The organism is Haloplanus sp. HW8-1, assembly GCF_023703795.1.
Classification (GTDB): domain Archaea; phylum Halobacteriota; class Halobacteria; order Halobacteriales; family Haloferacaceae; genus Haloplanus; species Haloplanus pelagicus.
Window position 1 is genome coordinate 98,605 of record NZ_CP098518.1, and the last position, 26,967, is coordinate 125,571.

A 26,967-nucleotide genomic window follows, 5' to 3' on the forward strand; every position below is an offset into this window, starting at 1 on the left:
CGTCGCTCGTGTCCCGTCGGTAGGCCTCCGTCCGACTGAATCCTGATCGGGTGGCTACTCGATGTAGATCGCCGGACGGAAGGGGACGGCGTCGCTCGCCTTCCCGCCCGGATCCGGCGGATCGGCGTCCTCGGCGTACACCGACACCTCGGCGTCGAACTCCCGTTCGAGGAAGGGTACGGCCGCCTCGTAGACCGCCATCTCGTCGAGGCCGCCCATGGCCGCGACCGTCTCGTCGTCCATATCGCGCACGAGGTCGACGAGTTCGCCCGCGAGGTCGTTGACCGCGTCGCCCCGTTCGCGCAGGTCGGGGTCGCTCATCGCCTCGCTCATCACCGCGCCCACGTCCGGGCCGACCTCGGCCACCGCGTCGAACACTGCCCGCTTCCAGTCGGCGGCGACGTACACCCACACGGCGTCGGGGTCGGTTCCAGTCACGTCGACGATGTCGTTGACGTCCTCGGTGAGGCGTTCGATCCGTCGCTCCTGCAGTTCCGTGTCGGTGCGCTCCAGGTCGGGGTCGGCCTCCGGCCACGGGACGTCCTCGGCCGGGTCGCCCGTCAACCGCTCGTGGAGTTCGTTCGCCATGAACGGGACGAAGGGCGCGAGGAGGCGCAGACGTGTCTCGAGGGCGTGGCGGAGCGTCCACTGCGCCCCCGGTCGATCCAGGTCCGTCCGGCGGCGGTACCACCGGAGCGACTCCTCGAACCCGTAGAAGGCGGTCTGGCTCGCGGTCCGCGTCTCCGCGCCCTCCATCGCCTCGGCCGTCTCGCGGACGGTCCGCTGGAGTTTCGAGAGCAGCCACCGGTCGATATGTTCGAGGTCCCGTGCCGCGGGGTCGTCGGCGAACGTCGACGCCGGCTCCTCGGGCAGCAGTTCGGTCGCGCGGTTCCAGAACCGTTCGAGCTGGTCGCGGACGCTCTCGACCTGGTCGGCGCGCCAGTCGTAGTCCTGCCACGGCTCCGCGGAGTTGAGCAGGAAAAAGCGCACCGTGTCGGCGCCGTACGCCTCGATGGCCTCGTCCGGAAGGACGACGTGACCCTTTGAGGAGGACATCTTCCGTCCCTCCAGCAGGCCCATGCCCATGATGACGATGCCCGCCGGCCACTGCGGTTCGTCGAACAGCTCCGCGTGGTGGAACAGATAGAAGGTGAGGTGATTCGAGATGAGGTCGTTCGCCGAGAAGCGGTAGTCGACGGGGTACCAGTAGCGCCACTCCTCCCGCAGGTCGAGCGCTCGCGGATCGGGGTCGTCGACGGCCTCGGGCCCGTAAAACAGCGCGTCGAAGAACTCGCGGTCGAGATCCTCGACGGGAATCTCGCGCAGGCGAGGCGCGAGCGTGTAGTAGGCCATGTAGATCGTCGAGTCCGAGAGGGGCTCGATGACGAAGTCGTCGTCCCACGGCAGCCGGGTCCCCAGCCCGTAGTTGCGGATGCAGGGCCACTCGTTGAGCCAGTCGATGGTGTGGTCGTACTCCCCGCGGGTGTTCTCGGGGATGCACTCCATGTTCTCGACGACCCGCTTGGTCGCTGCCTTCCAGTCCTCGTCGTTGTATCGGAGGAACCAGGTGTCCTGTTCGGCCACCTCGACGTCGCCGCCACACCGGCAGATCACCTCCTCGGAGAACTCGTACATGGTGTCGAAGTGACCGGCCTCGACACCCGCCGCTCGGTAGGCTTCGCGCACGTCCTCGATCACTTCGCCCGCGAACTCGCCGTAGTCGTCGTGGAGGCGACCCGTGTGGAACTCGCGGTTGTACAGTTCCTGGGTCACGTCCTCCAGTTCGGGGTCGTTCGAGGACGTGACGTCCGCCGACTCGACGGCGTCCCTCGCCGGGATCTTGCCGTACCCCTCGACGCCGAGGATCGGCACCGGATCGATAGCGGCGACGACGGCGGGGTCGACGCCGTAGCGCTCCATGCGTTCGTCGTCCGCCTTCGCCTCCTGGAGCGCCAGGTAGTCGTCCGGGGAGTGAGCGGGCACCGACATGACGACGCCAGTGGCGTTGTCGGGATCGACGAACGTCGCCGGCAGGATCGGCACCTCGTCGCCGGTCACGGGGTTGGTGACCGATCGACCGACCAGGTCCGCGCCGACGAACGTCTCCGTCACGCTCACGTCGTGTGCCTGTAGGCGGAGTTTCTCCGTTGCCGCCTCGGAGGCCAGCCACGTCTCGTCGTCGACCGTCGCCCGGACGTACGTGGCGTCGGGATCGACGTAGGCGTTCGTGACACCCCGGACCGTCTCGGGCCGCAGCGTCGCCATCGGCACCACCGCATCCTCCAGACCGAAGCGGATCAGGGTGTACTCCTGGTATTCGGCCTCCTCGCCCTCCAGCAGGTCGTGGGTGGTGACTGGCTGTTCCTCGTTCGTGCAGTATTTGACGGGGTGGAGCCCCTTCTCCAGGCGGTTACGCTCCCGCAGCGTCTCGTACTGCCAGGTGACGAACTTCGAGTAGCGGTCGTCGTTGGTGGTGAACTCGCGGCGCCAGTCGATGGAGAGCCCCAGCGACTTCATCCCCCGCTTGTAATGTTCCTCGATGAAGTAGCGGGCGTAGCCCATCGGCGTCTCCAGGTCCTGGAGGGTGTTCTCGGGGACGTCGTAGGTGTCCCGCAGTACCGACAGCTGCTCCGACTCGCCTTTCTTCAGGCGCTCGACGGCGCCGATGATCGGCGTGCCGGTGACGTGCCAGGCGATGGGAAAGAGGACGTTGTCGCCCTGCTGTCGACGGTAACGAGCGTACACGTCGGGGACGGTGTACGTCCGGACGTGGCCCATGTGCATCCCACCGCTCGGGTACGGGTAGGGGACGGTGATGAACGCCGCGTCCTCGCCGTCGCCGTCCGGGTCGGCCTCGTACCGGCCCGTCTCGGCCCAGCGCTCCCGCCAGCGCTCCTCGATGTCCTGCGGGTCGTAGTCCATATGCCGGATCAGGTCCCGCCGACCTAAAATAACTCCTATCCCGTCGGCCGACACGACGCCGGCACCGGCCGTCGTCGCAGCCCCCCGGATAAGAGTCATTACTCTCGGTCCGCGCGGCGGTAAGCGACCATTATCTATCCGTGTTCCCGACACAGGGGTTGGCGAATACAGTCGTGAGTGAGTCGTCGTCCGGACGGATCGCGGGCGCAGTGGGGCTCGTGAGCCTCGCCGGGGCGGTGCTCGGCGTCTGGATCGTCGCCCTCGACAGCGTGCCCTGGCGTGCGCTGTCGCCCGCGACCGCCGCGCCCACCGGACTGGTGCTCCTCCTCCTCGTTGCGGCCGGGTGGGTCCTCCGGAGCGACCTCGACGGCACGACCGCCCTCCACGTCCCAGTCGCGTCGCTCGCGGGGATGGTTACGTTCGGCGGCTTCGCGCGGGTCGTGATCCTCGATACCCTCGTCTCGGCGACCGGCGTTCGACCGACGCTGATCGTGTTGAACTTCGTGGGTGCCGGTGGTGCCGCCGGCCTCGTCGCTGGCCTGTTCACGGCGAAACAGTCGGCGACCATCCAGTCGCTCCGCAACGCCCGAAACGAGTACCGGGACCTCTTCGACGGCATCGGCGAGACGGTGTTCGTCCACGACACACGGGGCCGGATCCTCGCGATCAACGAAGGTGCGGTCGATCGACTCGGGTACGGCCCCCCGTCGCTCCGTGGCCGGTCCATCGACGACGTGGTGGGGAACGGCGAGGCTCGCGGGCGGTACGTCACCGACGACGATCGCATCGTCTACGAAACCGTCCAGCTGACCGCCGACGGGGAGGTCATCCCCGTCGAGGTCAGCGCCAGCGTCGTCCGGTATCACGGCGCGCCGGCGGTGCTCTCCGTCGCGCGGGACATCAGCGAACGCCGCGCCTCCGAGAACGAACTGGAGCGTGCACGCGACCAACTCCGCGCGCTCAACCGCGTGCTCCGTCACGACATCCGCAACGACATGCAGATCGTGACCGGGCTCGCCGACCTCCTCGACGAACACGTCGACGAACCGGGACGGGAGTACCTCGATACCATCACCGCGACCGGCGAACACGTGGTCGAACTCACCCGGAGTTCCCGGGAACTCGCCCGCACGGTCGCCGGGGAGACGGAACTCCCGCTGGAACCGGTGTCGCTCGCCGAGACGCTTCAGGGCGAACTCGACCGGCGACGCAAGGCCTTCGACCACGCCACCCTCGCCCTCGACGGCGAGATTCCGGACGTGCGGGTGCAGGCGAACGATCTGCTCGCCTCCGTGTTCCGGAACCTGCTGAACAACGCGGTCCAGCACAACGACCGCGAGGAGCCCACCGTCACCGTCTCTGCGGACCTGCTGCGTGGCGACCACCGGGTTCGGGTGCGAGTCGCCGACGACGGCCCCGGCATCCCGGCTGAACTGGAGGGGGACGTCTTCGGTAAGGGGGAGAAGGGCCTCGAGAGCGCGGGGACGGGGCTCGGTCTCTATCTCGTCGACTCGCTCGTCGATCACTACGGCGGCGAGGTGTGGATCGAGGAGAACGAGCCGCGGGGAACCGTCGTCGTCGTCGAACTCCCCCTCGCGGAGACCTGACGGCGGGCTACTCCACGTCGATGCGGTGGACGTCGTCGTCGCGTTCGACGGGGATCGTCACCGTGAGCACGCCGTTCCGGTAGGTCGCCGACGTGCCGTCGTGGTGGCCTCCGGCCGGTAGCTGAATCGTGCGGTGCATCGAGCGGTGGTGGCGCTCGCGGCGCAGGTAGGCGTCGTCTTCCGACGACTCCTCCAGTTCGGACTCGGCGTGGATCGTCAGGCGGTCGTCGTCGATGGAGACGTCGAGCGCCTCCCGCTCGAATCCGGGGACGTCCGCCGTCACGACGATTTCGTCGTCGTAGTGGGCGATGTCGACGGCGAAGTCACCGCTTCCCCCGGATCGGCTGCCCGTCCCGAGGCTCCGGTTCATCCGCTCGAACAGGTCGTCGAACTCACTGACGTAGTTGGGTTGCATGGGGTACGTCACCGACATCTCGTACGCTCGATGAGGGGATAAAGCTAGCAGGACGGGAGCTATCCACACGCACGGTAGCGGGACTGTACCTCGGAGTCACGCCGATTCAGACGACGTGTCGCGTGTCGTAGGACCCGAGTCGGCGAACCCACCCGTTGGCCGCGATATCCTCGACCTCCTCGACGGCGGCCGCGGCGTGGTCCTCGTACAGGCCGGCCTCGAAGTCGATGTGGAAGAGGTAGTCCCCGAGGCGGTCGCCCGTGGGCCGGGACTCCACGCGGGAGAGGTTGATGTCGCGGTTGGCGAAGGCCTCTAGCAACTCCAGGAGGAGTCCGGGGTAGTTGGCGTTCGGGTTGACGACGATCGTCGACTTGCCGCCGGCTGTGGACCGCTCCTCGGCGGGCGAGATGACGAAAAACCGGGTGGCGTTCGAGCTTCGGTCTTGGATGTCCTCGGCGAGGATCTGCAGGTCCTCGTCCGCGTTGTCGGGGTGAGCGATGGCGGCGACGCTTCCGTCCTCGCGGGCGTGTTCGACGCCGCGAGCCGTACTCGCGACGGCTTCGAGGGTCACGTCGGGGTACTCGGCTTCGAGGAACGTCCGGCACTGGGCGAGCGCCTGCGAGTGACTGGCGACGACGTCGAACGACTCCGACTGCGCCAGCAGGGCGTGTCGAATCGGCGTGACGACCTCCTCGACGACGCCCACGTCGTAGTCGGACAGGGCGTCCAGGGTCTCGGTGACGCTTCCCTCGATACTGTTCTCGATGGGGACGACACCGCGGCGGTACTCGCCGTCGGCGACCGCCTCGACGATGGCCGTCACCGACTCGCTGAACGTGACCTCGTCGGCGGCCGCCCGCGCGGCGCGGTGGGAGTAGGTCCCCGCCGGACCGAGCGTGATGGCTTCCATGGACCGAGGATCGCGTGGCGCGGTGAAAAACGCGTCGGGTCCGTCACGTCGCCAGGTCGAATCGGAGGGCAAACACGGTCCCGCGAGGGTCGTTGTCCTCGATCCACACCTCGCCGCCGTAATGATCGACGAGCGTGTACACCAGGTGAAGTCCCAGTCCCGTCCCCGCGCTCTCGAGGCCCTTCTCCCCCTTACCGAAGACCGTCTCCTTCCGGTCGTCGGGGATGCCGGGGCCGTCGTCGGTGACCCGGACGATCACGTCGTCACCCTCGACGGCGGCGGAGACGGTGACAGTGGGTTCCTCGCGATCGCTGTGCCGGACCGCGTTGTTCAGCAGGTTCCGGAACACCGATCCCAGCATGTCGTTGGCGACGATCTCGACGAGCGGGACGTTCCCCCGGCTACGGATCGCCGCGTCCGGATAGCTCGACTGGGCCTCCCGCACTTCCCGGTTCAAGACGTACGAGAGTTGCACCGGTTCGAGGGTCGAATCGGCTTCCGCGACGAGCGTCTCCATCAGCTCTCCCATCACGTCCGTCAGTTCGATCACGTGATCCGTGCGGCTACGGACCGTCTCGAGTTGTGGCCGGTTCGTCTCGCCGACGGCGGTGTCGAGCAGATCGGTCATCCCCTGGATGAGCTGCATGTCGTTGCGGATGTCGTGGCGAACGATCCGATTGAGGAGTTCGAGGCGTTCGTTCTGCTCTTCCAGCACCCGCTGGTACTCGCGGGTCTCGGTGACGTCCTTGATCGCACCGTCGATATACGACTCGCCGTCGGCAGGATCGAACCGACAGACGGTGAGCAGTCCCCAGAAGGTCTCGCCGTCGAGCGTCCGAAGCTCCAGTTTCTCGGTGACGACGCCGCTCTCGGCCACGGCGTCGAAGAACTCGCGACGGTCGTTCTGGTCGGCGTAGATGTCCGTCACCGGCGTCGAGAGCAGGCGGCCCCTGTCGTCGGCGCCGAACAGGTCGACCATGGTGGGGTTGACTTCGAGGAAGGTCCCGTCGGGGTCGTCGTGGGCCCGAAAGATGCCCGTCGGCACGTGTTCGACCAGTTCCTCGAACCGGCCGAGTTCGTCCCGCCGACGCTTCCGGTCGGTCACGTCCCGGACGGTCGACAGGACACACGACTCGCCGTCGAGTTCCACGGGCGACGCGGAGAGTTCGGCCCAGAAGGACTCCCCGTCGCGCCGGCCCAGTAACCACTCCACCGCCGCCGCGTCGCCTCGGGCGGCATCGAGCAGTCGGTCGGCGGGGGGTTCCGGTCGCCAGCCGTCGGCGACCAGATCCTCGACGTGTTGGCCGACGAGGACCTCCCGGTTGTACCCGGTCAGGTCGGCGAACCGACCGTTGGCGGCGCGAACGACGCCGGTGTCCGGGTCGTGAACCAGGACACCGTCCGGGAGCCGCTCGAAGAGGTCGCGGGCGTCGGAGCCGGTCGCAGTCGCGATCGATTCGTCCACGTCCTCCCTTCCGACGAGGTCAGTATAAAAATACGGCTCCGATTATCAGTCCGGAGAACAGATGTCGACGAAGTTTCGAAGGATCGTCAGTCCCGTCTCGCCGCTCTTTTCGGGGTGGAACTGCGTTCCGAAGACGGTTCCGTCATCGTTCGCGATAACGGCGGGGAAGGTGCGCCCGTGGTCGGTGGTAGCGACGACGGCCCGGTCGTCCTCGGGGACGGCGTAGTAAGAATGGACGAAGTAGGCGTATTCACCGTCGACGGAGCCGCCGCGGTCGCTCCCCGTGACACCCGTGACCAGCGGGTGATCGCGCTCGACCGACAGTTCGTTCCAGCCCATGTGGGGGACCGTCTGCCCTTCGTCGAACCGCACGTTTCGGCCGGGGACGAAGTCGAGGCCGACGACTTCGCCCTCGCCGGCGTGGTCGGCCTCCTCGCTCGACGTGAGGAGCATCTGCATCCCCAGGCAGATGCCGAAGACCGGTTGGCCACGGGACACGGCGTCGGCGAGGGCCTCGCGGTAGGGGCCGGCGTTCTCCATCCCCTCGCGGAACGCGCCGACGCCGGGCAACACGATGCCGTCGGCGGCGGCGAAGTCGTCGGGGTCGTCGGTGATGGTCACGGCCGCGCCGGCGCGTTCGAGGCCTCGCGTCGCCGACCGGAGGTTGCCGAGGCCGTAGTCGACGATGACCACGTCCGCGAGCGCCTCCGACGGGGGTTCGGACAGGCTCATACCCCCCACTCCGTGGGCGGGGGGCAAGTGACTTTTCGTTACGACGGCGACTCGTACGTATCGCCGCATCCGTCTCCCGGCGGACGACGGTCCGTCTCAGTAGTCGCCAAGCCGCGACTGGCCGCTTCCGTCGGTCGCGGCCCCCACGAGGTCGGCCGCCTTCGCCACCGCGTCGGTGAACGCGTCGCGCTGGCTCCGGTCGTACAGCGTCGCCGCCGGATGCAGACAGACGAGGACGCGTCGACTCTCGCCGCCGAGACGGGCGTCGACGACCGACCCCGCCTCCGTCGTCACCGCCACCGAGCGATCGAGCAGTCGCTCGCCGGGCACCTTGCCGAGCGTGACGATCAGGTCGGGGTCGACGTGTTCGATCTCGCGGTCCAGAAACCCGGCACAGTTGTCGAGTTCCGCGGCGTGTGGATCGCGGTTCTCGGGCGGGCGACACCGCACGCAGTTGGTGATGCGGACGTCCGCCCGCGAGAGGCCGGCCTCCCGGAGGGCGTCGTCGAACACCGATCCCGAGCGGCCGACGAAGGGTTCGCCCCGTTCGTCCTCGTCGGCTCCCGGCGCCTCGCCGACGAACAACAGGGCGGCGTCGGCCGGCCCGACCCCGTTGACGATGCGACTCCGTGACTCGACGAGTGCCGGACACCGTTCGCAGGCCGACACGTCGGGACCCTCGGATTCCACCATGCCGGGTTGGGGCTCGCCGCCGGCTTAAGTGTCCTCGTCCGCCCGGAGGCGTCGCGCGGCGCGTGCGGCCAGTCGCGCCACTCGGAGCGGTTCCGGCCGCCCACCTTCGGGGGTGAACGCCCGCACCAGGTCGGCGGCGCCCGCGTCGTCGACGCCGACGGCCCGGACGTACACGTCCTCGCCGTTTACCTCCAGTCGCCGACGCGGCGGGAGGGCGCGGTAGGTTCGGAGCCGACGGTCGAGGGCGTCCCCGGAGAACTGTTCGCGGAGCGCCGGTTCGAGGCCGGGACTGGCCTCGAACGACACCGAGAGCACCGGGCGGTCGGCGGCGTCGTGGACCGCCGACAGGTCGACGACGTTGAACCAGGCGGGTGCGACCCCCGCGATCAGGAGCGCGCGGACGTCCTCGCGGTCCAGCGCCGACCAGAGGTCCGCGACGGCGGCGGTGGCGTCGGTGCCACCGACGGTACACGAATCGAAGGCGAAGCCATCGGCGATGCGGTCGCGACGCAGAACGGCACCACAGAGTACGCTTCGATCCGCTTCGGAAAAGGATTCAGCGACGCCGAGCGCTCGCGCGCCTGACTTCACTCGTCTTTGATCTCTTTGAGACGGTCGATCAGTTCGTCGTTCGACGCCCCGATTTCGAACTCGACCGACCCCCGGTGGTCGTTCTCGGACGTCTCGACCCCCTCGTTGTCGTCGAGGTCGGCGTCTAACTCCTGGTTCTCCTGTTCGGATTCATCGTAGCTCCCGAAGCCCATACGAGTGAACGTAGCGCGTGCACGACCAAAAAAGATTTGCAGGGCGGGAACCACGTCTATCGGCCCGTTTTTTGTCCCCGGCCCCGGGAGGCTGTGGTATGGACGTGCACAACGTCACTGCGGACGCCGAGGAGTTCACGTGCAACGCGTATCTGGTCACGGGCGAGTGCCCGGCCCTCGTGGACGCGGGGTCGATGCCCGGCGTCGTCGACGTCATCGCCGACCACGTCGACGCCCTCGACCGGGTGGTGCTCACCCACCAACACCACGACCACGTCGGCGAACTCGACGCCGTCCTCGACGCGTTCGACGCCGATCTGTACGCCTACGCGGACCACCCGCGCCGCACTCACGACCTCTCGGACGGGGACGCGGTCGAGGTCGGCGACGAGTCCTTCGACGTCGTCCACACGCCGGGCCACGCCGACGACCACGTCTCCCTGGTGAGCGACCGCACCCTGTTCAGCGGCGACGTGGTCGTCTACAACGACGGCGCGTTCGACGACGGGAGTTTCGGCCGTACCGACATGGCCGGCCAGTCGCGCGAGCGCCTCATCGACAGTCTGGGGATGCTCCTCGACCGACTCCCGGATTCGGTGGCGGCGATGTACGCCGGCCACGGCGACCCATTCCACGCGGACGGCGAGAGCGTCCGAGCGGTGATCGAGCGGGCGCTCACGCGGGCGGAGCGACGGGAACCGAAGTACGACTAGAACTCAGGCGTTGCGCCGCTCTTTGGCCTTGGGTCGGAGCTTCTTGTATCCGCACTTCCGACAGCTCTCGGCGCGGGCGGCGTTGCGTGCGTTACACCGCATACAGATCTGTTTCTCGAGGATGCGCCGTTCCGCCTTCTCGAAGGTAGCCATACGCCTGGGTTCCGGGGCGACCGGCATAACGCTTGCGAGTGCGCGCGACCGGCGGTCGCCACAACGCAAGCGTTTAGACGACCGGTTGAGTACGTCGTGGTATGGCGAACTGTCCGCTCGCCGACGACTGCCCCAGTTTCTCGGAACGCATCCAGGGTATGGGGTGCCAGCACTACGGTGACCGCGGGGGTGCCGAGTGGTGTAACCACTACGATATGCCCATCTCCGACCTGAAACAGCAGCCGGTGAAACCGGGCGAGGAGCTCGTCGTCGAGGTGACCGACATCCACGAGAGCGGGTCCGGCGTCGGTCGCACCGAGGACGGCTTCATCGTCTTGGTCGACGGGACGCTCCCGCCGGCGCGAGCACGCGTCCGGATCCACCGGGTGAAGGCCAACCACGCGACCGCCGACGAGGTCGAACGTCTCCCGATGGACCCCGACGAGGACGAAACTGAGGGGGACGACGGGGACGCGAGCGCCGAGACCGACTCGGGGACGGCAGGGTCCGACGACGGGCCGGGTCGTCCCGATCAGCTGGGCAGCCGGGACAACTTCTGGGGCGGATAGGCGTCGACGCCCGGACGGCGTCGGGAGCGGACAGTCCGATGTGTAGCTTTTAGGTGCCGAACGCATACACCGAATCATGGAAGACGACCCGGACGCGGACGCGCTGCTCGAACGCGCCGGTTTCGATCCCGAGGAGAGCGTGTTGACACGTCGACAAGCGGAGGTGCTCGCGCTTCGCGAGCGGAACGTACGCCAGTCCACCATCGCGGACCTACTCGGTACGTCCCGCGCGAACGTCTCGAGCATCGAATCGAGCGCCCGCGACAACGTCGCGAAGGCCCGCGAGACCGTCGCGTTCGCCGAGGCGCTGACGGCGCCGGTTCGCGTCGAGGTCGACGAGGAGACCGACCTCTATAACGTCCCCAAACTCGTCTACGACGCCTGTGACACCGCCGGCGTCAAGGTCAACCACACGGCCCCGGATCTGATGAAACTCGTCAGCGACGAGGCGGGCGACGCGGTCAAGGGCCGGGAGATACAGGCGCCCCTGCTGGTCGGCGTGACCACCGACGGCACCGTCCGCGTCCGGCAGTCGAAGTGAGCCGACGACTCGATCAGAACTCCCCTCGGGACCGTAGCTCGGCCACCAGATCACGAACCCGCTGAGCCGCCGCCTTCGGCACCACGAGCACCCGGTCGTCGTACGCGACGACCGCCAGGTCCTCGACGCCGACCAGCGAGACGTGGACGTCGTCGCCCGCGACGACGTTGTTCGTCGCGTCCACCGCCGCCACGGTTGCGTCGCCGGCGACGACCGTTCCGTCCCCGTCGGCCGGCAGGAGGCGTTCGAGCGCGTCCCACGTCCCCAGGTCGTCCCACTCGACCGTGAGGGGAACGACGACGACGTCCCCCGCCCGCTCGAACACCGCGTGGTCGACGCTCACGGGGTCGACCGCCTCGAACCCCGCGTGGTCGACGCTCACGGGGTCGACCGCCTCGAACCCCGCGTCGGGGTCGTCCCGCTCGAGGGCGTCGACCAGCGGTGAGAGGGGGGAGTCGGCGGCCGCCGACAGGAAGGCAGCGGGCGTCCACGCGAAGAGGCCGGCGTTCCAGTAGTAGCCCCGGTCGACGTACCGTCGTGCCGTCCGGGCGTCCGGCTTCTCGTGGAACGCCGCCACCTCGGCGTAGCCGTCCCGCTCGGCCCCCGGTTCGATGTAGCCGTAGCCGGTGTCCGGGCGTTCCGGCTCGACGCCGAACGTGACCAGCGCGTCCGTCTCGGCGGCCACTCGCGCCCCCCGGCGGGCCGGCGTCTCGAAGTCGCCCGCGACGTGGTGGTCGCTCGGGAGGACGAACACGACGGGGTCGTCGAACCGTTCCGCGATCCGGTGGGTGGCGTAGGTCAGCGCCGGTCCGGTGTCCTTCCCCGCCGGTTCGACGAGCACCGACGCCTCGGGCACCGACTCGCGGACGGCGTCGGCGAACGCGGGTCGGGTCGAGACGATCACCTCGTCGGCGAAGGTGGCGCGGGCGACGGTCCGTTCGAGGAGCGTCTCCTCTCCCGCGAGCGCGAGCAACTGCTTCGGGCGGTGGCTCCGACTCGCGGGGTAGAGCCGTGAGCCGACGCCGCCCGCGAGCACGACTGCGACGACCGGTCGATCCATGGCAGTCATTGGGCGATTCGGGACAAAAGGACACCGTTCACCACGTCTCGACGACGCCCTCACGGACGTCCTCCAGACAGCCCTCGCAGTCGGGGTGGCCGCCCTCGAAACATTCGGGGCGGGCGTCGTCGTCGAGGGCGACGGCGCGACGTTCGGCCGCCCGGCGACAGACGATCCTGACGCGTCCGTCGTCGTCGTGGGGGAGGTCGACCGACGACTGCCCCTCGCGGTAGGCCCTGCGGGCCTCCGCGTAGCGGCGGCCGGCCGAGCGGAAGGTCGTCCGCACGAACCGTTCCAGTCGGTCGTCCATACACGGCCTTGCAGGGGCGGGCTCAAAGACCCGTCGGCGTCGTCGCGGGTACGCCACTCCGGCGCCGAACTTCACTTTCGCTCCGGTCGCGGAAGTTTTTATACCGTCCCGCACCAATCGGCGTGTGCCTCCCCACGAGAACAGACCGGAGGCGAGTGAAACCATGACTGATTTGCATACCCACGCGGAGGACATCGTCGCGCAGTTCTCGGATCATCTCGATCTGAGCGTCGACGAGGTCGAGGAGCGACTCGACAACCTCGTCAACGAGTACCGGGTCCCGGTCGACGAGGCCCGACGGAGCGTCGTGAACAGTTACCTCGACGAGGCCGGACTGGAGCGTGACGCCCTGGGCGGGGGCGACAACGCCTCCGTCGGTCTCGCCGAGATCGACCAGGACGAACAGTGGCTGGACGTGACCGCGAAGGTCGTCGAACTGTGGGAGCCACGGAGCGACTCCGTGGCCCAGGTCGGCCTGCTGGGCGACGAGTCGGGCACCACCAAGTTCGTCGCCTTCGAAACGTCTGATCTCCCCCACTTGGAGGAGGGGTCGGTCTACCGGCTGGAGAACTTGGTGACCGACGAGTACCAGGGCAACTTCTCGGTGAAGCTCAACCGGACGACGACCATCACCGAGGTCGACGAGGAGATCGAGGTCGGCGACGACGCCGAAACCGTCGAGGGCGCGCTGGTGGACATCCAGAGTGGGAGCGGCCTGATCAAGCGCTGCCCCGAGGACGACTGCACTCGCGTCCTCCAGAACGGCCGGTGTTCCGAACACGGCAGTGTCGAGGGCGAGTTCGACCTGCGAATCAAGGGCGTCCTCGACGACGGCGAGACGGTCCACGAGGTGATCTTCGACCGCGACGCCACCGAGTCTCTGACCGACATGACGCTGGAGGAGGCCAAGGACATGGCGATGGACGCCCTCGATACGACGGTCGTCGCCGACGAGATGCGCGCGGACACGCTCGGTCGGTACTACCGGGTGAGCGGGCCGCAGTTCGGCCGGTACGTGCTGGTCGACGAGTTCGAACGACTGAGCGATCCGGTCGACGCCGAGGCGGCCCTCATCGAAGCGAGGTCGATCTAACATGAGTCAGGCACCTTCCCGCGAAGTCGCACGCCGCGCCTTCGCCCGCGAGTTCAACGACGCGAGTCACACGTTCAAGGAGTCCGAGGACGAACGCGCCCCCGTCTACCTCCTCTTGCCGACCGGCGAGCGTGCCAACCGCGTCTTCCTCGTCGGTACCCTCACCGAGAAGGAAGACGTCGGCGAAGACGACGAGTACTGGCGGGGACGGATCGTCGATCCGACGGGGACGTTCTTCGTCTACGCCGGGCAGTACCAGCCCGACGCTGCCTCGACGCTCCGGGACCTCGAACCCCCGGCTTACGTCGCCGTCGTCGGGAAGCCACGCACCTACGAGACCGACGAGGGGAACGTCAACGTCTCGGTCCGTCCCGAATCGATCACCGCCGTCGACGCTACCACGCGCGACCGCTGGGTGGCCGAGACGGCGACCCGGACGCTCGAACGAGTCGCCGCATTCGACGACGAGGGAGCGGAGTACGCCCGGATGGCTCGCGAGGAGTACGACCCCGAAATCGACGACTACCGCGGGATGGCCCTCGCAGCCCTCGAAGGCCTCGACGAATCCGACGAACTCGGCGCCGACGGCGCCGCCGACGCCGACGTGCCCGCCGGGCAGTGAACGACGTCGGCCGCCACGTCAGCCGTCCGTCGGCGGTCCGTCACCCTTCCGTCTGACAAACCGTTAAGTGAGTCGCGGTTAGAAATCGGGGTGACAATGGGCAACAAAAACAAAACCATCTCGTTTCGCGTCAACGAAGACGCGTTCGAGACCCTGCGCGAGATCGCCGAGGAGCGCGACCTGTCGCTCTCGGCGGTGTTTCGCGACTACGTCGACATGCTCGTTGCCCACGACGGCCAGGTCCAGGTCGTCCCCGAACACGAACTGGAGAGTGGATCGGGCGACGGCACCAGCTTCCCACCCAAGGTGGAGGTGCCAAAGAGCTTCGTTCGTGAGCACGAACGCCTCGAACTCGAAGCCGAGCACCTGCGGGAGCAACTCGACGAGCACAAACGCTACGTCAACCACCTGCGTGAACAGTTGGAGGAGGGTGGCGAGGACGTCATCCAACTCGAGGACTTGGACGGCGGCGAGCGTGACGAACCGTCTTTCAGACTAGGCTGACAGGGTCCGGCGCGCCTCCGCGGCGCGGCGCTCCATCGCGTCGTCGCCCTCGACGGCGGCCAGCGACTCGACCGCCTCCAACCGCCGCACCGCCCGGTCCAGAAATGAGAGTACATCGCCCGGGTAGGCATAGAGCATATAGTCGTCGCTCATCACGTCGACGATGGCGTCCGGTCCCAGTCCCTGTGCCCGGAGATCCAGCAGATAGCGGACGAACTGCCGCTCCGGGTAACCGGTATAGAGGTCGTCGGGGTCCTCGCAGTCGAGGAAGTCGGTCGCGAAATCCAGCAGGCGGTCACGGGTAGCGTCGTCGAGTTTCGAGAGCCCATCGCCGCTGTAGAGCACCTCCATCGTCGCCCCCTTGAACGCCCCCTTGGGGATGGACGTGTCCAACTGTGAGACGATCTGCCGATGGTTCTTCAGATAAACCTTGTCGGTGATAGCCACTGGTCACCGGTAGGCGACTGTGAAACTAAAACGTCCCGACTCGACCGTGCGCCTCTCCCACATCCTCGTTCCGAGTCGTAACCTACTTTACTCACAGCGCAGTACGCTACTCCGTGTCCGGGTTAGGGTAGTGGTTATCCTTCAGCCTTGTGGAGGCTGAGACGCGGGTTCGATTCTCGCACCCGGACTTCTCACGACGACCGCAGGGAAGAGTCGAAAAGCCGTCGCACTCGGACTTCTCCGCGAAGAACGCCGTGGCGAGCGGCCGGTCCACCGTAAGCGACCCGAAGGGCAGTGGAACGACTGTGGGTCGATTCTCGTATCCGGGCCCTTCGTTCTCGCGTGATCGCTCGCTCTCCCTCTCGCCGGCGTTCCCCATCGTCGTCGAGAACGGCGCGATGAGTTCGACCTGGCCGCGACACGGGGCCAGTCCGGCATCACTACGTACGGTGACCCCGTGGACGTCGGCGGCGGAGCGGCCCGTCCCTTCACGACCGAGACGCTCTCCCGAGAACCGACCGGCGCGCAGACACTTCACCACGATTTTTCACCCATGCGGTGAATGACCCGGTAGACATGGACGAACGACGCGCGATCGTCGCCCTCTTCGGATTCCTCGTCATCGCCACCATCGGTTTCATCGCCTACCAGTTCGTCGCCGCTCTCACCATCGCCGTGTTCGTTTACTATTCGACACGACGATTCTACAGGGCACTCGGTCGCCTCCATCTCCCGAAGCGGGTTCGGGCAGTGGCGGTGATCCTCCTGCTTGCCCTCCCCTTACTCCTGTTGCTCAGTTACACCCTGGTCTTGCTCGTCACCGAGACGCGTCGGTTCGTCGATACGTATCCGGTCATCGAGACGGCCGCCGCCAACGTGGCGTGGCTGGAGGGTATGGAGGACCTTCCTAGCCTCACGTTCGCGGGCGTCGTCGAGGCGTATCGGGCGGGGCAGTTCGACGCGATCATCGACTTCCTGGTGGAGAACGCTGCCTTCCTGACCAGCGCGATCACGGGCTTTTTCCTCAACCTGTTCATCGTGGTGGTCGTCAGCTACTATCTCCTGATCGACGGCTCGCGGCTCCACGGCTGGCTCCGACGGTTCGACGACGACGCCATCGTCCGCGAGTTCCTGGAGGCCGCGGACCGTGAACTCGAAGCTATCCTCTTTGGCAACCTCCTGAACGTAATCGCCATCGCTCTGATCGGCGTCGGCGCGTTCAAAGGGTACAACGCGCTCGTCCCGGCGGCCGTCGAGGTTCCGTATCCAGCGCTGGCAGGCGTCCTCACGGGCGTCGCGAGCCTCGTCCCGGTCGTCGGGATGAAGATCGTCTACGTACCCATCGCCGCGGCGATGTCGGCGCCGATCGCCTTCCGCGGTGAGTACTCTCTGTTGGTGTATGTCGCCGCGTTCATAGCCGTAGCGGTCGTCGTCGTCGACACCATTCCCGACCTCGTCCTTCGGCCGTATCTCAGCGGCGAGCGAACCCACGTCGGCTTGCTGATGCTCGCGTACATCTTCGGCCCGGTCGTGTTCGGCTTCTACGGGCTCTTTTTTGCACCCATCATCCTCGCCCTCGGAGTGACCTTCGCCCACACGGCGCTCCCACGGCTCCTCGGCGGCGACGAGGCGGTCGACTCCGGACTCCCGCCGGACCAGCGCCGTCTCGACGACTTCTGACCGGGTCGATCGGCGCGGACCGACGCCGGTGACTCTGCCCGCCCGTCCGCTCGCCGTCGAGGAGCGGGCCGTCTATCGGCCGGGCACCGTAGGTTCACACTCCACGGGAGGTACCGCACCGCCGTGAGCTCCGACCGTCGCCGTTTCGCTTCGACCGACGAATACATACCAACTTACAATGTATTCTGTAATATATATATAATTCTGACGACGATCACGAACGCCGACACGAGAGAAGAGACCGGGAAAATATGATACAGTAGACAAATATGTTACAATATCCGGGAATAAAAAGAGAAAACTAGAAATAATGTCTTAATAAAGAAAATATATAAGTTTTGCACGCCTCGTTCTCGTACTGGCGGACATCGGTTCGGAGACTACGCTGTTCGGGACGAAAGACTACGAATACAGTGCTTTGGAGCCTGAAACGCTCGGTTTGTCCTCGTTCGTATCCTCTTCGGGGAGATCGACGACGAAGTAGCGACTACATCCCGCTTTCAGAATAATACAATAGAAAAATCACTACTGACAATACATACAAATACTGGTATATTTATCAGGAGGGGCAACGAGGGCGTCGTCGGCCAGTTGCCAGTATCTGCCCGGAACTACCGTGTCGCGACGCCGCTGCCATCAAATAACGAGTATAGTTTTGTTAGGATCTTTCTTCCCTGCGGGAACGATCCGGACGTGTCCGTCGTTCCCTTCGATTCCAAGAGATGCTACCGTGTCACCTAGAAGAGTTCGGCGATACTGAACGATAGGTGTGAACAGTTACGATCGTCGTCCCGATCTACAGTGCGCTACTGGCGAAAATTCACGATTATGGGGTAAGACCCCGACTCTCCCATTTGTGAACACTTCGATGCGTGAGTATAACGAACGAACACGACCGTGTGTGATAAATAATTAAAGTCACATTGGTGTTTTTGGCGCAAGCATGCCTCGATGTCGGGCCCTATACGCGATCATACTCTATGTTCTTTATATTCAGAATGGGTGAACAATGTTCCCACTCTAGTGAACGCGTTCCGTACAGCGATCTGATCGGAGATGGACATCCAATACCGTTTCTGGACTGTCTACGTACGATATATCGGTATCAACGCTGGTTTTCGGCGGCACGATCGTAGTCGGTCAGCCGAGCCGCCTACCCCCGTCCGTTCAGTATCGGTGTACGTGTTCGTAGTGGGTGGTGCTGTGAGAACGATCGCCCTCGAAGCGTTCCGGAGTCGGAACGAACGGGGCGTCTGTCCGCCCGATGATCGAGGAGAGAGACGGAGCAGGTCGGTGGTGTTACTCGACGTCGACCGTGCCACCGGTGTCGGGATCGCCGCGGGCGAACCGCTTTCCGGTGGTGGTGTTGAACAGGTACAGCGTCGGTACTTTGGGGAGGATCGTCGCGTGTTCGTCCTCCGGAATCACCTCTTCGACGGGGACGACGGCGCGCATCTCCCCCTGTGGCCCTTCGAGGTACATGTGTACCTCGTCACCGAGTGGCTCGTGTAGGTCCACGGTCGTCTGGATGCCGGGGGTGTCCGGATCGGGGGTTGCCTGAATCTTTCGCGGCCGGAAGCCGAGCTTGATGTCTTCGCTCGCCTCGTCGGGAAGGTACTCCCCGATGTTGAACGAGAACCGCGGACCGTCGTCGACGTCGACGACGGCCCGTTCGTCGTCGATATCGACGACCGTGGCGTCGAGCAGGTTGATCTCGGGCGATCCGATGAACTCGGCGACGAACGTGTTGTTGGGGATCCGGTAGACCTCCTCCGGGTGTCCGACCTGTTCGATCTGTCCGTCGTTCATCACCGCGATCTTGTCCGACATCGTCATCGCCTCCTCCTGGTCGTGGGTGACGTAGACGATGGTGGCGTCGAGTTCCTTGTGGATTCGGCTGAGCTCCTTGCGCATCTCGCGTTTGAGCTTCGCGTCCAGGTCGCTCATCGGCTCGTCCATCAGGAACGCGACCGGCTCGCGGACGATCGCCCGGCTGATGGCGATCCGCTGTTGTTGCCCGCCGGACAGCTCCCCGGGATACTTGTCGAGCAGCCCGTCGATCTGGACGATCTCGGCGGCCGTTTCGACCCGTTCGGTTCGCTGCTCCCGGGACATGCCGGCCAGCTTGAGCGGGTACTCGATGTTCTCCCGCGCCGTCATGTGGGGGTACAGTGCGATCCGCTGGAACACCATCGCGAGGTCGCGGTCCTGCGGGGAGGTGTCGATCGCTTCCTCGCCTTCCAGGTAGAGTGTCCCCTCCGTCGCCGTCTCGAGGCCGGCGATACAACGGAGAGTCGTGGTCTTCCCACATCCACTCGGGCCGACGAGGGTGACGAAGTCACCCTTCTGGATGTCGAGGTCGACGCCGTCGACCGCCACCTCGATGCCCGACGGGATGTCGAACTCCTTGCGAAGGTTCTGAAGCGATATCTGTGTCTGGTCGTCCGGCAACGAACTTCGGTTCCGATCTGTTTTGCTCATTGTTAGAGTCCTCCGGTGCGGAATCCTTCGAGGATGCTTTCCTGCAACTTGTACACCAACAGGAACGGCGGGATCGACATCAGCGTCGACGCCGCCATGATCTGCCCCCAGTAGACGTAGTTCTGCTGGACGAACGTCTGGACTGCGGGTGGCAGTGTCTGCATGGAACTATCCGGGAGCAGGATCGTCGCCATCGTGAAGTCGTTCCAGCTAACTGCGAACGTGAAGATGGCCACGGCGACCATTCCGGGTTTCGCCATCGGGATCGCCACGTCCTTGAACGAGTGGAACTGTGAGGCCCCGTTCATCCACGCGGCCTCCTCGTACGCGATGGGGACCGTCTGGAAGAACTTCCACATCATCCACATCGCGAACGGCAACGAAATGGCGATGTGAGCGACGCTGATCCCGATGTAGCTGTTCAGCAGGCCCAGCCGCCGCCAGATCTGGTACTGCGGGAACGCCAGCAGGATCGGCGGGAACATGTAGCTGAACAGGATCAGCCGGGCGAAGTTCTTTCGGCCGCGGAACTGGACCCGGGTCAGGCCGTAGCCCGCCAGCGTGGACGCGCCCACGGTCGAGACGATCGCGATCACGGCCACGAGGACGCTGTTGAAGTACCAGCGTTCGAAGTTACGGTCGGCGAACACGCTGATGTACGCGTCGATCTGCAGGGCGGCGAGCACCTGCGTCGGGAACCACGTCGGGGTCCGCACGATGTGGTCGTACGGCTGGACCGACGCCACCAGCATCCAGTACATCGGGAACATCATCACGGCACACGTCAGGACGACGACGGCGTACAGCGCCACCTTCCTCACCTGCAGGCGCTCCTGGTAGGGGAGGATTCCCGAGAGGGTCGACTGGATCCGGTTCGAGATCCTATCGGTGAATACCATCAGCGACCCACCTCCTCAGCGGGGTTGAAGCCGACGAAGTAGACGATGGCGCCAGCCCCGAGGAACGCGAACAGCGTCCCGGCGATCGCACCGGCCTGGCCGAGTTTGAAGTCGAGGAACGCCACCTCGAAGATGTAGATCGGGAGCGTCGTCGTCGCCGATCCCGGGCCACCGGTGGTCATGATGTAGATGATGTCGAACTTGTTGAACATCCAGATGCCCCGCAGCAGCAGCGTGAGCAGAATGACGCCCTTGATCTGGGGAAGTGTGATGTCCCGGAACTTCCGGAGCGGCCCCGCCCCGTTCATCGTGGCCGCCTCGTAGAACTCGTTGGGGATCGACTGTAGCCGGGCCAGCACCATGATCGTGATGAAGATGGCGAACTTCCAGGAGTTCGCGACGATCAGGGTCGGCAGGGCGATGTCACCCGACGACAGCCATCCGATGGGCTGGTTGATGAGCCCGATGTCGACGAGGAAGACGTTGATGATCCCGTAGTTCCCGTTGAGCATCAGCCGGAACACCATCCCGACCACCACGGTCGGAATGAGATACGGGAGGAAGATCATCGCTCGCGCGAGGACGACGCCCCGGAACTCCCGCGAGAGCATCAGCGCCGTGCCGACGCCGATGACGAGCTGGAGCGCGACCGAGCCGAAGCCGAACGAGACGCTGCGCCAGAACGCGTTCCAGTAAGACGGGCTGTTCAGCACGCCGATGTAGTTCTCGATACCCACCCACGTCCACGTCGGCGACAGGGCGCCTGCGTCGTAGAGGCTGAGATTGAGCGCCCACAGGATCGGCAGGAACGACGCGAACAACATCAACAGCGCGGCTGGCCCGACGGTCAACCCGATGAGGGCCTTCTTGTCCCCAAACAGGCTTTCGAGCAGTCCATCCCAGGATTTTTTCGGTATTCTGAACCAGTTATTAACTGTGTCTTGTAATGTACTCATGCTTTGTGTGTGTGGTTATCGGACACGTGGGGTTGGTTGTCGATATTCACAATAAAAATTTGTGGTAACGCTTCGGTCAGCGCGCGGGAGGACTGCGTGAGGCCAGTCTCACAGGGCGCCCTGCATCTGGGTGACTGCGGCCTCGATAGCGCTGTCCAGGGAGTTGCCTTGGTTGACGTACTCGTACACCAGGTCCCCGAGGCCGAAGGTCGTGAAGGCCGAGGAGGCCTTGTAGTTCGGCGGCTGGGTCTCCGCGGCGATCGGCTGTCCCTTCGGAATCTGGTCGAGGTAGAACCCGATCTGCTCCGACGTCATGGAATTGTTGACGAGGTCCACGTCCCACATCGGGTGGGACGGGTCACGCCGGGACTCGCTCAGCGGCGCGTTGTGCACCGGCGTGATCTGGTAGAACTCCGTGAGGAGGTCGTCGTCCATCATGATCATCGAGACGTACTCCTTGGCGGCTTCCGTCGCCTGGCCGCCATCCATGATCCCCCAGCCGGAGGGGAAGGTGTAGTCGACGTCGTTGTCGGCGTCGGGGTTGTTGGGGAAGGGCCCGAGTGTGACGTCTTGCGCCCAGGACCGGCCGCGCTTGTGTGCCTGCACCTGCGGGCGAGCGCCGCCGTAGAAGCTCTCGCCGACGTCGCCGTTGGCGAAGGCGTCGGTCGTCTCGGTCCAACTCCAGTTCGCCGTGTCGGCGGAGTACTCGTAGAAGTCCTTGAGGTAGTCGAGGGAGGCCTTGATCTCCTGTTTGTAATCGGGCAGGGCGGCCTCGATCTGTTCGTTGCTGTCGCTCGCCCACTGGGTGGTCCGGGCACCGCTCGCCCAGATGTGACAGAGCGTCGTGTTGGTCCCCAGGAACGTCGCCCCGGTGGCGATGCTCCCGCCCGCCATGTCGTCTTTCTCCTCGTCGACGGTCTGCATGAAGTCGCCCCACTCCTCGTAGGTGGTCGGCGTTCCGAGGGCGCTGGAGCCTTCGAAGCCGACTTCCTCCATGACGTCGCCGCGGTACCACCGAACGTTCGGAGCACAGAACGAGGGGAACCACCGATCGCCGCCCTCGTATTTGATCCGGTACTGGCTCGGGAAGTTGGTCTTCTCCTTGAAGTCGTCGACGACGTCGGTGACGTCGGCAAGCAGGTTCTGGGTGACGTACTGACCGACGTTGAACTCCTCGAGGTTGATGACGTCCGGCGGGTCACCCGCCTGGAGCAGTTGGGCGATCCGCTTGTTGTATCCCGTGTCCCACGCGTAGGTCACGTTGACCGACGTGCCGGTCTGTTCCTCGAACTGGCTCCCGGTCTTGTTCCAGAACTCCTTGAACGCCGGGGACTGCTCCATCGAGATGAAGTGGACGGTCTCGCTGGTGGAGGAGCCGCCACCGTCGCCGCCACCGCCGTCACCGCCGTCACCGCCGTCACCGCCGCCGCCGTCACCGCCGTCACCGCCGTCGCCGCCGTCGCCACCGCCGCCACCGCCGCCGGAACAACCGGCGAGCATCGTGGCGCCGCCCGCGGCAGCGGCCGAAACCCCTTTCAGGAAGTCCCGCCGCTCGGGGTCCTCTTCCGCTTGGCTTCCTTCCGGACTATTCATCACGTCGTCTACCGAGTCTGGCTGATCTGTCATAGGTTGCTCGCTATGTGTGACTCCCGTTCGTGGCAGGCTTTCACACTTCGGAACAACGATAGTGAGGTTGTTATAAAAAAATAACTATTATTTTAGGGTGCGATATGTAGTGATAAAATACAATGTATATCTCGTCGGCCGGGACGGGAGAAGTAGTAGTCAAACAAGCGAAAAATCTGGGGACTCCGAGACGCCGGGGCGTTCGAGATGTCTCAAACGGTCCCGATCCGTTCTGACCAGTACCGGACGGGGGTCGTCGGTCGGCCTCCGAATCCACGGTCGCTCGGGCGGGCCGAGGGAGGGACCCGCCGAGTTCCCTTCGCGGCACGCCGAACGGCTACTTTTCGAGGTCCGCCGGGTTCCCGTCCTCGTCGACGGTGTACGTATCCCCGTTCAGGACCGCGGGCGAGTGGATGAACATCGCCCGGAACGGCCCGTCACGGTCCGCCGGATTCCGCGGGTAGTGTGGCACTCCCGGCGGAATGAACACGAGGTGGTCGTCGGCGTGACAGGGCACCGACTCGCCGTCGACGACGATCTCACCTTCGCCGTCGAGTCCATAGAAGGTCTCCCCGCTATACCGGTGGACGTGCGGCGTGACCGATTCCCCCGGATCGACGGTGATGATCCCCTGATCGAACATCTGCGTGTCGCCCTGATCGACGTTCATCAGGAACTGAATGTCGATCCCGAGGCGGTCTCTGACTTCCGGTTCGTCGACGTCGTAGAGGTGGTACGACTGCGAGTGATCCATGGCTCCGGATTCCGTTTGTGAACGGACCGTGTTAACGACTGTCCATCGACGTGATCGGTCGTCGACGCCCCGACTGGCCCGGCCGACGGGGACGTCACTGCACCCGGAGCCAGCAGAGACACGCGGTGCTACCGAGAAAGAACGGCAGGAGCGCCGCGAAGGCGAGTTCGTAACTGAACGCCTGCGCCACCGTGCCGATGTACGTCGGTCCCAGACTCCCCAGGAAGATGAGGAGCGTTCGGGTGCCGCCGTAGTCTCCACCCATACTCGCGTCGGGAAAGAGGCCCATGAGATACGCGTTGACGACGGGCGGAAAGCCGGTGATCCCTACCGCGAGCAGTCCCAGACCGACGAGGACCGGTCCCGACGATTCCGCGACGAACAGGACGAGAAGTCCCGCCATCCCGACCAGCGCCGACCCGATGGCGACCGTAAGATGCCGTATCCGGTCGCCGAGCGCCCCCGCCACGACGCGGGCGACCGCACCGATCATGAAAAAGCCGATGAAGGCGTTGTTCGCGAACGTCTGTGGGTAGCCCTTCCCGAACCGGAGAAACGCTGGGAGAAACCCCAGGATGCCCTGAAAGATGAAACTGTACATAACGTAGGCCACGACGGTCCAGCGGACGAGCGGATTCCCCAGGATCCGCGAGACGGTCCCCCGCACGTTCAGTTCGCATCCTCGGATGCCGGTTTCGTAGGTCCCCCGGTGGTGGACGTGGAGCGCCGCGGCGACGCCGACGAGCACGATCACGACCGGAACGAACGAGACGTGCCACGTCGTCGCGACCGTGATGCCGCCGACCCGCCACGTCGTGACGGCGAGGACCCCAACCGCGAGCGCGCCAGACAGCGACGTGCCCGTGTCGATCGACGACGTGTAGAGGCCGAACGCCTGTCCCCGGCGCGCGTCGAACAGAGCCGCGAGCTGTGCGTACGAAGACGGCGTGAACAGTCCGGCTCCGAGGCCCATCACGACGAGGCCGCCGACGAACCCGGCGTACGTCGTGACCTGCGTGAGGAGCACGAACCCGGTCGACATGACCGCCATCGCCCCGATCAGCACCGTCTTGTACGATAGCTGGTCGGACAACAGGCCGCCGGGATACTGCGTGAGGGCGATCGAGGCCCACATCACGGTGAGTGCGATTCCTGCCTCGGCGGACGTGATGTCGAGCGTCTCGATGATCGCCGGCAGCAAGGGGCCGAAGATGTTTCGCCCGACGAAGGCGGCGACCGTCCCGACGAGGATCAACGTCAGGAGCCGTCCGGGGTAGCCGGTCAACAGCGGTTCCCGGTCCGTCTCCGTGTTCGTGGCTGAGTGGTCCGTCATTCTCTGGGTGACAGGTGTGTCGTGTCGCGCGCCGCGTTCGTCACGGCGTCGGTACGGCCTCGAAGAGCGTGCTGCCGACGGTTCAGGCGTCTTCAGGTCCCCACATGTCCTCGGTGGCTGGCGCGTGTTCCTGGAGGTTCGTATCGTCTCCTCCCGTTCGGGGGAGGATCGCGTCGGTGCGGAGCACCGACGACGCGAACTCCGTCGCGGTGTCGAGCGCGAGCCGTTTGATGCCGATGGGCTCGATGATCCCGGTCTCGTATGCCGACGTGACCTCGCCGGTGTCGACGTCGAGCGCGGCGTCGCGCTCGCCCGCGTCGTGGTCGCTTCGCAGACGGGGGAGTACGTCGAGCGGGTCGTACCCCGAGTTCCGTATCAACTGTGCGACCGGTGTCTCCAGCGCCTCGGCGAACGCGTCGACGGCCAGTTGCTTCTTGCCGGCCGTCTCGGCCGCCGACGCCCGGACGCCACTGGCGGCGACGAGTTCCGCCGCGCCGCCGCCGGGGATCGCACGCGGATCGGCGGACACGGATGCCAGCGCCCCGATCCCCTGCTTGAGGATGCGTTCGGTCAGATCGCCGCCGGTCGCCGTCCCCGCGTTGACGACGACCGACGCGATGTCGGTATCGGCGCAGTCGGCAAACAGGGTACCCTTGATCGATCCCGAGCCGAGTTCCGTCACCGTCACCCGCCCCGAGTGACCGAGCGTCGCGTCCGCGATACCGCCCGGTGCGGCGACGTCCCCTCCTACCGCCGCACGGACGCGGTCGAACTTCTCGTCCGTGAGTTGGTGGAACGCGAGGATCCCGGCGTCCGCGAGGGCGGCGAGGGTCTCACCGTTGAGGTGTCCCGCACAGACGACCACGTCCGCTCCGCTGTCACAGAGCGTTCCGAGAGCCGCCTCGTACTGCTCGTCGCGGGAGTCACTGATCGCGCTCATCGCTTCCGGTCCGGAGACGTCGACCCCGTCGATCGCGCTCAGATCCTCGACGTCGAGTCGGGAGACCGGGTCGGAAAGCAGGAGGACGTCCGCATCGACGACGTCCTGTGGCATCCCGTCGTGGGGTACGTCGCTGCGCAGGATCGTCCCCTGGATGACCCGCGACTGGTCGATCCCGAGTCGGATGTCTTGTTCGAAGTGGACGTCGTCGAGCGAGAAGTCCGGAGCCAGGACGCTGGCGACGTCGATGGACACCTGCCGGAGGTGATCGATCTGCGAGTCGACGAACCGGCCGTTGATCGCGGTGGTGACGAGTGCGTATCGCTCCCGATCGGTCCGTTCGAGTTGGAGCGCCACGTCGTCGAGGGCTTCGACCGCGGTCGTCGCCGCCCGTTCGTACCCCCGTGCGACCGTGACGGGAGATACCCCTCGTTCGACGAGTTCCTCGGCCTCGTCGATCAGTGCCGCGGCGAGCAGGACCCCGAAGGTCGACCCATCGGGGAGGCGGTCGGCGTCCCCACACGCGTCCACGAGCATTCCACCGACCGGATCGCGAACGTCGAGGCGATGGAGGATGTCGGAGCCCTGATTCGAGACGAAGCCGTCGCCGTGCGGGTCGACCATCAGTTTGTCCCGTCCGTGTGGCCCGTAGGTTGCCCGGACGATGTCCCCGAGGGAACGGACGGCTCCGAACGCTGCCTCCTGGAAGTCGTCGGCCTCGATGCGTTCCGCCGACGAGATCCGATTTACCTCTCGTTCACTCATCGTCCGGGCCGAG

At 65.6% G+C, this 26,967-nt stretch carries 27 protein-coding genes and 1 tRNA gene; 9 read left to right on the top strand and 19 right to left on the bottom strand.

The genetic code is table 11. From position 1 onward, the window contains the following. Positions 1–54: 54 nt before the first annotated feature. Positions 55–2,922: a leucine--tRNA ligase gene (gene leuS, locus NBT82_RS00590; protein ID WP_251329654.1), complete on the bottom strand. Its 2,868-nt coding sequence runs from the start codon at positions 2,920–2,922 to the stop codon at positions 55–57. Positions 2,923–3,095: 173 nt separating this feature from the next. On the opposite strand from leuS, the gene NBT82_RS00595 reads away from it, so the two are divergent. After that, on the top strand, positions 3,096–4,529 hold the full coding sequence (locus NBT82_RS00595; protein ID WP_251329655.1) for a two-component system sensor histidine kinase NtrB: 1,434 nt from the start codon (positions 3,096–3,098) through the stop codon (positions 4,527–4,529). Positions 4,530–4,536: 7 nt separating this feature from the next. Here the strand turns inward: NBT82_RS00595 and NBT82_RS00600 are convergent, their stop codons facing one another. The 7 genes from NBT82_RS00600 to NBT82_RS00630 form a co-directional block, all read right to left on the bottom strand. After that, a complete protein-coding gene (locus tag NBT82_RS00600; protein WP_251329656.1) occupies positions 4,537–4,956 on the bottom strand; it encodes an Hsp20/alpha crystallin family protein in 420 nt (139 codons plus the stop codon). A gap of 94 nt (positions 4,957–5,050) precedes the next feature. After that, the gene (gene pheA / locus NBT82_RS00605; protein WP_251329657.1) at positions 5,051–5,854 is read right to left on the bottom strand and encodes a prephenate dehydratase; all 804 of its coding nucleotides are present in this window, start codon (positions 5,852–5,854) and stop codon (positions 5,051–5,053) included. A 43-nt stretch (positions 5,855–5,897) separates the two neighbouring features. After that, positions 5,898–7,319, bottom strand: coding sequence for a sensor histidine kinase (locus NBT82_RS00610; RefSeq protein WP_251329658.1), 1,422 nt, complete (start codon positions 7,317–7,319; stop codon positions 5,898–5,900). Positions 7,320–7,364: 45 nt separating this feature from the next. Then, positions 7,365–8,051 (bottom strand): imidazole glycerol phosphate synthase subunit HisH, encoded by a 687-nt coding sequence (gene hisH, locus NBT82_RS00615; RefSeq protein ID WP_251329659.1) that lies wholly within the window; start codon positions 8,049–8,051, stop codon positions 7,365–7,367. A gap of 96 nt (positions 8,052–8,147) precedes the next feature. Next, positions 8,148–8,744 carry a uracil-DNA glycosylase gene (locus NBT82_RS00620; protein WP_251329660.1) on the bottom strand — a complete coding sequence of 199 codons (597 nt, stop codon included), beginning with the start codon at positions 8,742–8,744 and terminating at the stop codon, positions 8,148–8,150. A 24-nt stretch (positions 8,745–8,768) separates the two neighbouring features. Then, a complete protein-coding gene (locus NBT82_RS00625; RefSeq protein WP_251329661.1) occupies positions 8,769–9,335 on the bottom strand; it encodes an endonuclease dU in 567 nt (188 codons plus the stop codon). Next, entirely contained in the window at positions 9,332–9,508 is a 177-nt protein-coding gene (locus NBT82_RS00630; RefSeq protein ID WP_157689402.1) for a DUF5786 family protein, read from the bottom strand. The genes NBT82_RS00625 and NBT82_RS00630 overlap by 4 nt, the downstream gene beginning before the upstream one ends. Positions 9,509–9,606: 98 nt before the next feature. Here NBT82_RS00630 and NBT82_RS00635 point away from each other — a divergent pair, with 98 nt between their 5' ends. After that, on the top strand, positions 9,607–10,221 hold the full coding sequence (locus NBT82_RS00635; RefSeq protein WP_251329662.1) for an MBL fold metallo-hydrolase: 615 nt from the start codon (positions 9,607–9,609) through the stop codon (positions 10,219–10,221). A 3-nt stretch (positions 10,222–10,224) separates the two neighbouring features. On the opposite strand, the gene NBT82_RS00640 is transcribed toward NBT82_RS00635, so the two are convergent. Continuing rightward, complete coding sequence (locus tag NBT82_RS00640; protein ID WP_251329663.1) at positions 10,225–10,374, bottom strand: 50S ribosomal protein L40e; 150 nt, start codon at positions 10,372–10,374, stop codon at positions 10,225–10,227. Between the two features lie 101 nt (positions 10,375–10,475). On the opposite strand from NBT82_RS00640, the gene NBT82_RS00645 reads away from it, so the two are divergent. Both NBT82_RS00645 and NBT82_RS00650 read left to right on the top strand, forming a co-directional pair. Further along, positions 10,476–10,943 (top strand): TRAM domain-containing protein, encoded by a 468-nt coding sequence (locus tag NBT82_RS00645; RefSeq protein ID WP_251329664.1) that lies wholly within the window; start codon positions 10,476–10,478, stop codon positions 10,941–10,943. A 76-nt stretch (positions 10,944–11,019) separates the two neighbouring features. Next, on the top strand, positions 11,020–11,484 hold the full coding sequence (locus NBT82_RS00650; protein WP_251329665.1) for a Tfx family DNA-binding protein: 465 nt from the start codon (positions 11,020–11,022) through the stop codon (positions 11,482–11,484). A gap of 13 nt (positions 11,485–11,497) precedes the next feature. Here NBT82_RS00650 and NBT82_RS00655 read toward each other — a convergent pair whose 3' ends face one another. Together NBT82_RS00655 and NBT82_RS00660 are read right to left on the bottom strand one after the other, a co-directional pair. Beyond that, complete coding sequence (locus NBT82_RS00655) at positions 11,498–12,544, bottom strand: mannose-1-phosphate guanylyltransferase (protein WP_251329666.1); 1,047 nt, start codon at positions 12,542–12,544, stop codon at positions 11,498–11,500. 37 nt (positions 12,545–12,581) lie between these two features. Next, positions 12,582–12,854 (bottom strand): DUF7091 family protein, encoded by a 273-nt coding sequence (locus NBT82_RS00660; protein ID WP_251329667.1) that lies wholly within the window; start codon positions 12,852–12,854, stop codon positions 12,582–12,584. 163 nt (positions 12,855–13,017) lie between these two features. Between NBT82_RS00660 and NBT82_RS00665 the strand changes: the two genes are divergently transcribed. From NBT82_RS00665 to NBT82_RS00675, 3 genes are all read left to right on the top strand, one after another. Further along, positions 13,018–13,947 carry a replication factor A gene (locus NBT82_RS00665; RefSeq protein WP_251329668.1) on the top strand — a complete coding sequence of 310 codons (930 nt, stop codon included), beginning with the start codon at positions 13,018–13,020 and terminating at the stop codon, positions 13,945–13,947. Between the two features lies 1 nt (position 13,948). Continuing rightward, positions 13,949–14,569, top strand: a complete 621-nt coding sequence (locus NBT82_RS00670) for an RPA family protein (RefSeq protein ID WP_251329669.1) — start codon at positions 13,949–13,951, stop codon at positions 14,567–14,569. Positions 14,570–14,665: 96 nt separating this feature from the next. Beyond that, positions 14,666–15,073 (top strand): DUF8146 domain-containing protein, encoded by a 408-nt coding sequence (locus tag NBT82_RS00675; RefSeq protein WP_251329670.1) that lies wholly within the window; start codon positions 14,666–14,668, stop codon positions 15,071–15,073. Here NBT82_RS00675 and NBT82_RS00680 read toward each other — a convergent pair. Then, the gene (locus NBT82_RS00680) at positions 15,065–15,520 is read right to left on the bottom strand and encodes a DUF5814 domain-containing protein (protein ID WP_251329671.1); all 456 of its coding nucleotides are present in this window, start codon (positions 15,518–15,520) and stop codon (positions 15,065–15,067) included. The two genes, NBT82_RS00675 and NBT82_RS00680, sit on opposite strands and share 9 nt — an antisense overlap. 116 nt (positions 15,521–15,636) lie before the next feature. On the opposite strand from NBT82_RS00680, the gene NBT82_RS00685 reads away from it, so the two are divergent. Both NBT82_RS00685 and NBT82_RS00690 read left to right on the top strand, forming a co-directional pair. Continuing rightward, positions 15,637–15,708, top strand: a tRNA-His gene (locus tag NBT82_RS00685). A 388-nt stretch (positions 15,709–16,096) separates the two neighbouring features. Beyond that, on the top strand, positions 16,097–17,200 hold the full coding sequence (locus NBT82_RS00690; protein WP_251329672.1) for an AI-2E family transporter: 1,104 nt from the start codon (positions 16,097–16,099) through the stop codon (positions 17,198–17,200). Positions 17,201–18,499: 1,299 nt separating this feature from the next. On the opposite strand, the gene NBT82_RS00695 is transcribed toward NBT82_RS00690, so the two are convergent. The 7 genes from NBT82_RS00695 to NBT82_RS00725 form a co-directional block, all read right to left on the bottom strand. Continuing rightward, positions 18,500–19,681 carry an ABC transporter ATP-binding protein gene (locus NBT82_RS00695; protein WP_251329673.1) on the bottom strand — a complete coding sequence of 394 codons (1,182 nt, stop codon included), beginning with the start codon at positions 19,679–19,681 and terminating at the stop codon, positions 18,500–18,502. 2 nt (positions 19,682–19,683) lie between these two features. Beyond that, complete coding sequence (locus NBT82_RS00700; RefSeq protein ID WP_251329674.1) at positions 19,684–20,580, bottom strand: carbohydrate ABC transporter permease; 897 nt, start codon at positions 20,578–20,580, stop codon at positions 19,684–19,686. After that, positions 20,580–21,536, bottom strand: coding sequence for a carbohydrate ABC transporter permease (locus NBT82_RS00705; RefSeq protein ID WP_251329675.1), 957 nt, complete (start codon positions 21,534–21,536; stop codon positions 20,580–20,582). The genes NBT82_RS00700 and NBT82_RS00705 overlap by 1 nt, the downstream gene beginning before the upstream one ends. Positions 21,537–21,644: 108 nt before the next feature. Continuing rightward, complete coding sequence (locus NBT82_RS00710; protein WP_251329676.1) at positions 21,645–23,162, bottom strand: ABC transporter substrate-binding protein; 1,518 nt, start codon at positions 23,160–23,162, stop codon at positions 21,645–21,647. A 337-nt stretch (positions 23,163–23,499) separates the two neighbouring features. Further along, positions 23,500–23,916 carry a cupin domain-containing protein gene (locus tag NBT82_RS00715; protein WP_251329677.1) on the bottom strand — a complete coding sequence of 139 codons (417 nt, stop codon included), beginning with the start codon at positions 23,914–23,916 and terminating at the stop codon, positions 23,500–23,502. A 94-nt stretch (positions 23,917–24,010) separates the two neighbouring features. Then, on the bottom strand, positions 24,011–25,249 hold the full coding sequence (locus NBT82_RS00720; protein WP_251329678.1) for an MFS transporter: 1,239 nt from the start codon (positions 25,247–25,249) through the stop codon (positions 24,011–24,013). A gap of 82 nt (positions 25,250–25,331) precedes the next feature. Beyond that, a complete protein-coding gene (locus tag NBT82_RS00725; RefSeq protein ID WP_251329679.1) occupies positions 25,332–26,954 on the bottom strand; it encodes a TCP-1/cpn60 chaperonin family protein in 1,623 nt (540 codons plus the stop codon). Positions 26,955–26,967: the final 13 nt, after the last annotated feature.

Excerpts from the sequence above, each read along its gene's own strand:
- leuS (WP_251329654.1), bottom strand. The coding sequence starts at position 2,922 with ATGGACTACGACCCGCAGGACATCGAGGAGCGCTGGCGGGAGCGCTGG.
- pheA (WP_251329657.1), bottom strand. The coding sequence starts at position 5,854 with ATGGAAGCCATCACGCTCGGTCCGGCGGGGACCTACTCCCACCGCGCC.
- hisH (WP_251329659.1), bottom strand. The coding sequence starts at position 8,051 with ATGAGCCTGTCCGAACCCCCGTCGGAGGCGCTCGCGGACGTGGTCATC.
- NBT82_RS00620 (WP_251329660.1), bottom strand. The coding sequence starts at position 8,744 with ATGGTGGAATCCGAGGGTCCCGACGTGTCGGCCTGCGAACGGTGTCCG.
- NBT82_RS00630 (WP_157689402.1), bottom strand. The coding sequence starts at position 9,508 with ATGGGCTTCGGGAGCTACGATGAATCCGAACAGGAGAACCAGGAGTTA.
- NBT82_RS00635 (WP_251329662.1), top strand. The coding sequence starts at position 9,607 with ATGGACGTGCACAACGTCACTGCGGACGCCGAGGAGTTCACGTGCAAC.
- NBT82_RS00640 (WP_251329663.1), bottom strand. The coding sequence starts at position 10,374 with ATGGCTACCTTCGAGAAGGCGGAACGGCGCATCCTCGAGAAACAGATC.
- NBT82_RS00645 (WP_251329664.1), top strand. The coding sequence starts at position 10,476 with ATGGCGAACTGTCCGCTCGCCGACGACTGCCCCAGTTTCTCGGAACGC.
- NBT82_RS00650 (WP_251329665.1), top strand. The coding sequence starts at position 11,020 with ATGGAAGACGACCCGGACGCGGACGCGCTGCTCGAACGCGCCGGTTTC.
- NBT82_RS00655 (WP_251329666.1), bottom strand. The coding sequence starts at position 12,544 with ATGGATCGACCGGTCGTCGCAGTCGTGCTCGCGGGCGGCGTCGGCTCA.
- NBT82_RS00660 (WP_251329667.1), bottom strand. The coding sequence starts at position 12,854 with ATGGACGACCGACTGGAACGGTTCGTGCGGACGACCTTCCGCTCGGCC.
- NBT82_RS00665 (WP_251329668.1), top strand. The coding sequence starts at position 13,018 with ATGACTGATTTGCATACCCACGCGGAGGACATCGTCGCGCAGTTCTCG.
- NBT82_RS00670 (WP_251329669.1), top strand. The coding sequence starts at position 13,949 with ATGAGTCAGGCACCTTCCCGCGAAGTCGCACGCCGCGCCTTCGCCCGC.
- NBT82_RS00675 (WP_251329670.1), top strand. The coding sequence starts at position 14,666 with ATGGGCAACAAAAACAAAACCATCTCGTTTCGCGTCAACGAAGACGCG.
- NBT82_RS00690 (WP_251329672.1), top strand. The coding sequence starts at position 16,097 with ATGGACGAACGACGCGCGATCGTCGCCCTCTTCGGATTCCTCGTCATC.
- NBT82_RS00695 (WP_251329673.1), bottom strand. The coding sequence starts at position 19,681 with ATGAGCAAAACAGATCGGAACCGAAGTTCGTTGCCGGACGACCAGACA.
- NBT82_RS00700 (WP_251329674.1), bottom strand. The coding sequence starts at position 20,580 with ATGGTATTCACCGATAGGATCTCGAACCGGATCCAGTCGACCCTCTCG.
- NBT82_RS00705 (WP_251329675.1), bottom strand. The coding sequence starts at position 21,536 with ATGAGTACATTACAAGACACAGTTAATAACTGGTTCAGAATACCGAAA.
- NBT82_RS00710 (WP_251329676.1), bottom strand. The coding sequence starts at position 23,162 with ATGACAGATCAGCCAGACTCGGTAGACGACGTGATGAATAGTCCGGAA.
- NBT82_RS00715 (WP_251329677.1), bottom strand. The coding sequence starts at position 23,916 with ATGGATCACTCGCAGTCGTACCACCTCTACGACGTCGACGAACCGGAA.
- NBT82_RS00720 (WP_251329678.1), bottom strand. The coding sequence starts at position 25,249 with ATGACGGACCACTCAGCCACGAACACGGAGACGGACCGGGAACCGCTG.
- NBT82_RS00725 (WP_251329679.1), bottom strand. The coding sequence starts at position 26,954 with ATGAGTGAACGAGAGGTAAATCGGATCTCGTCGGCGGAACGCATCGAG.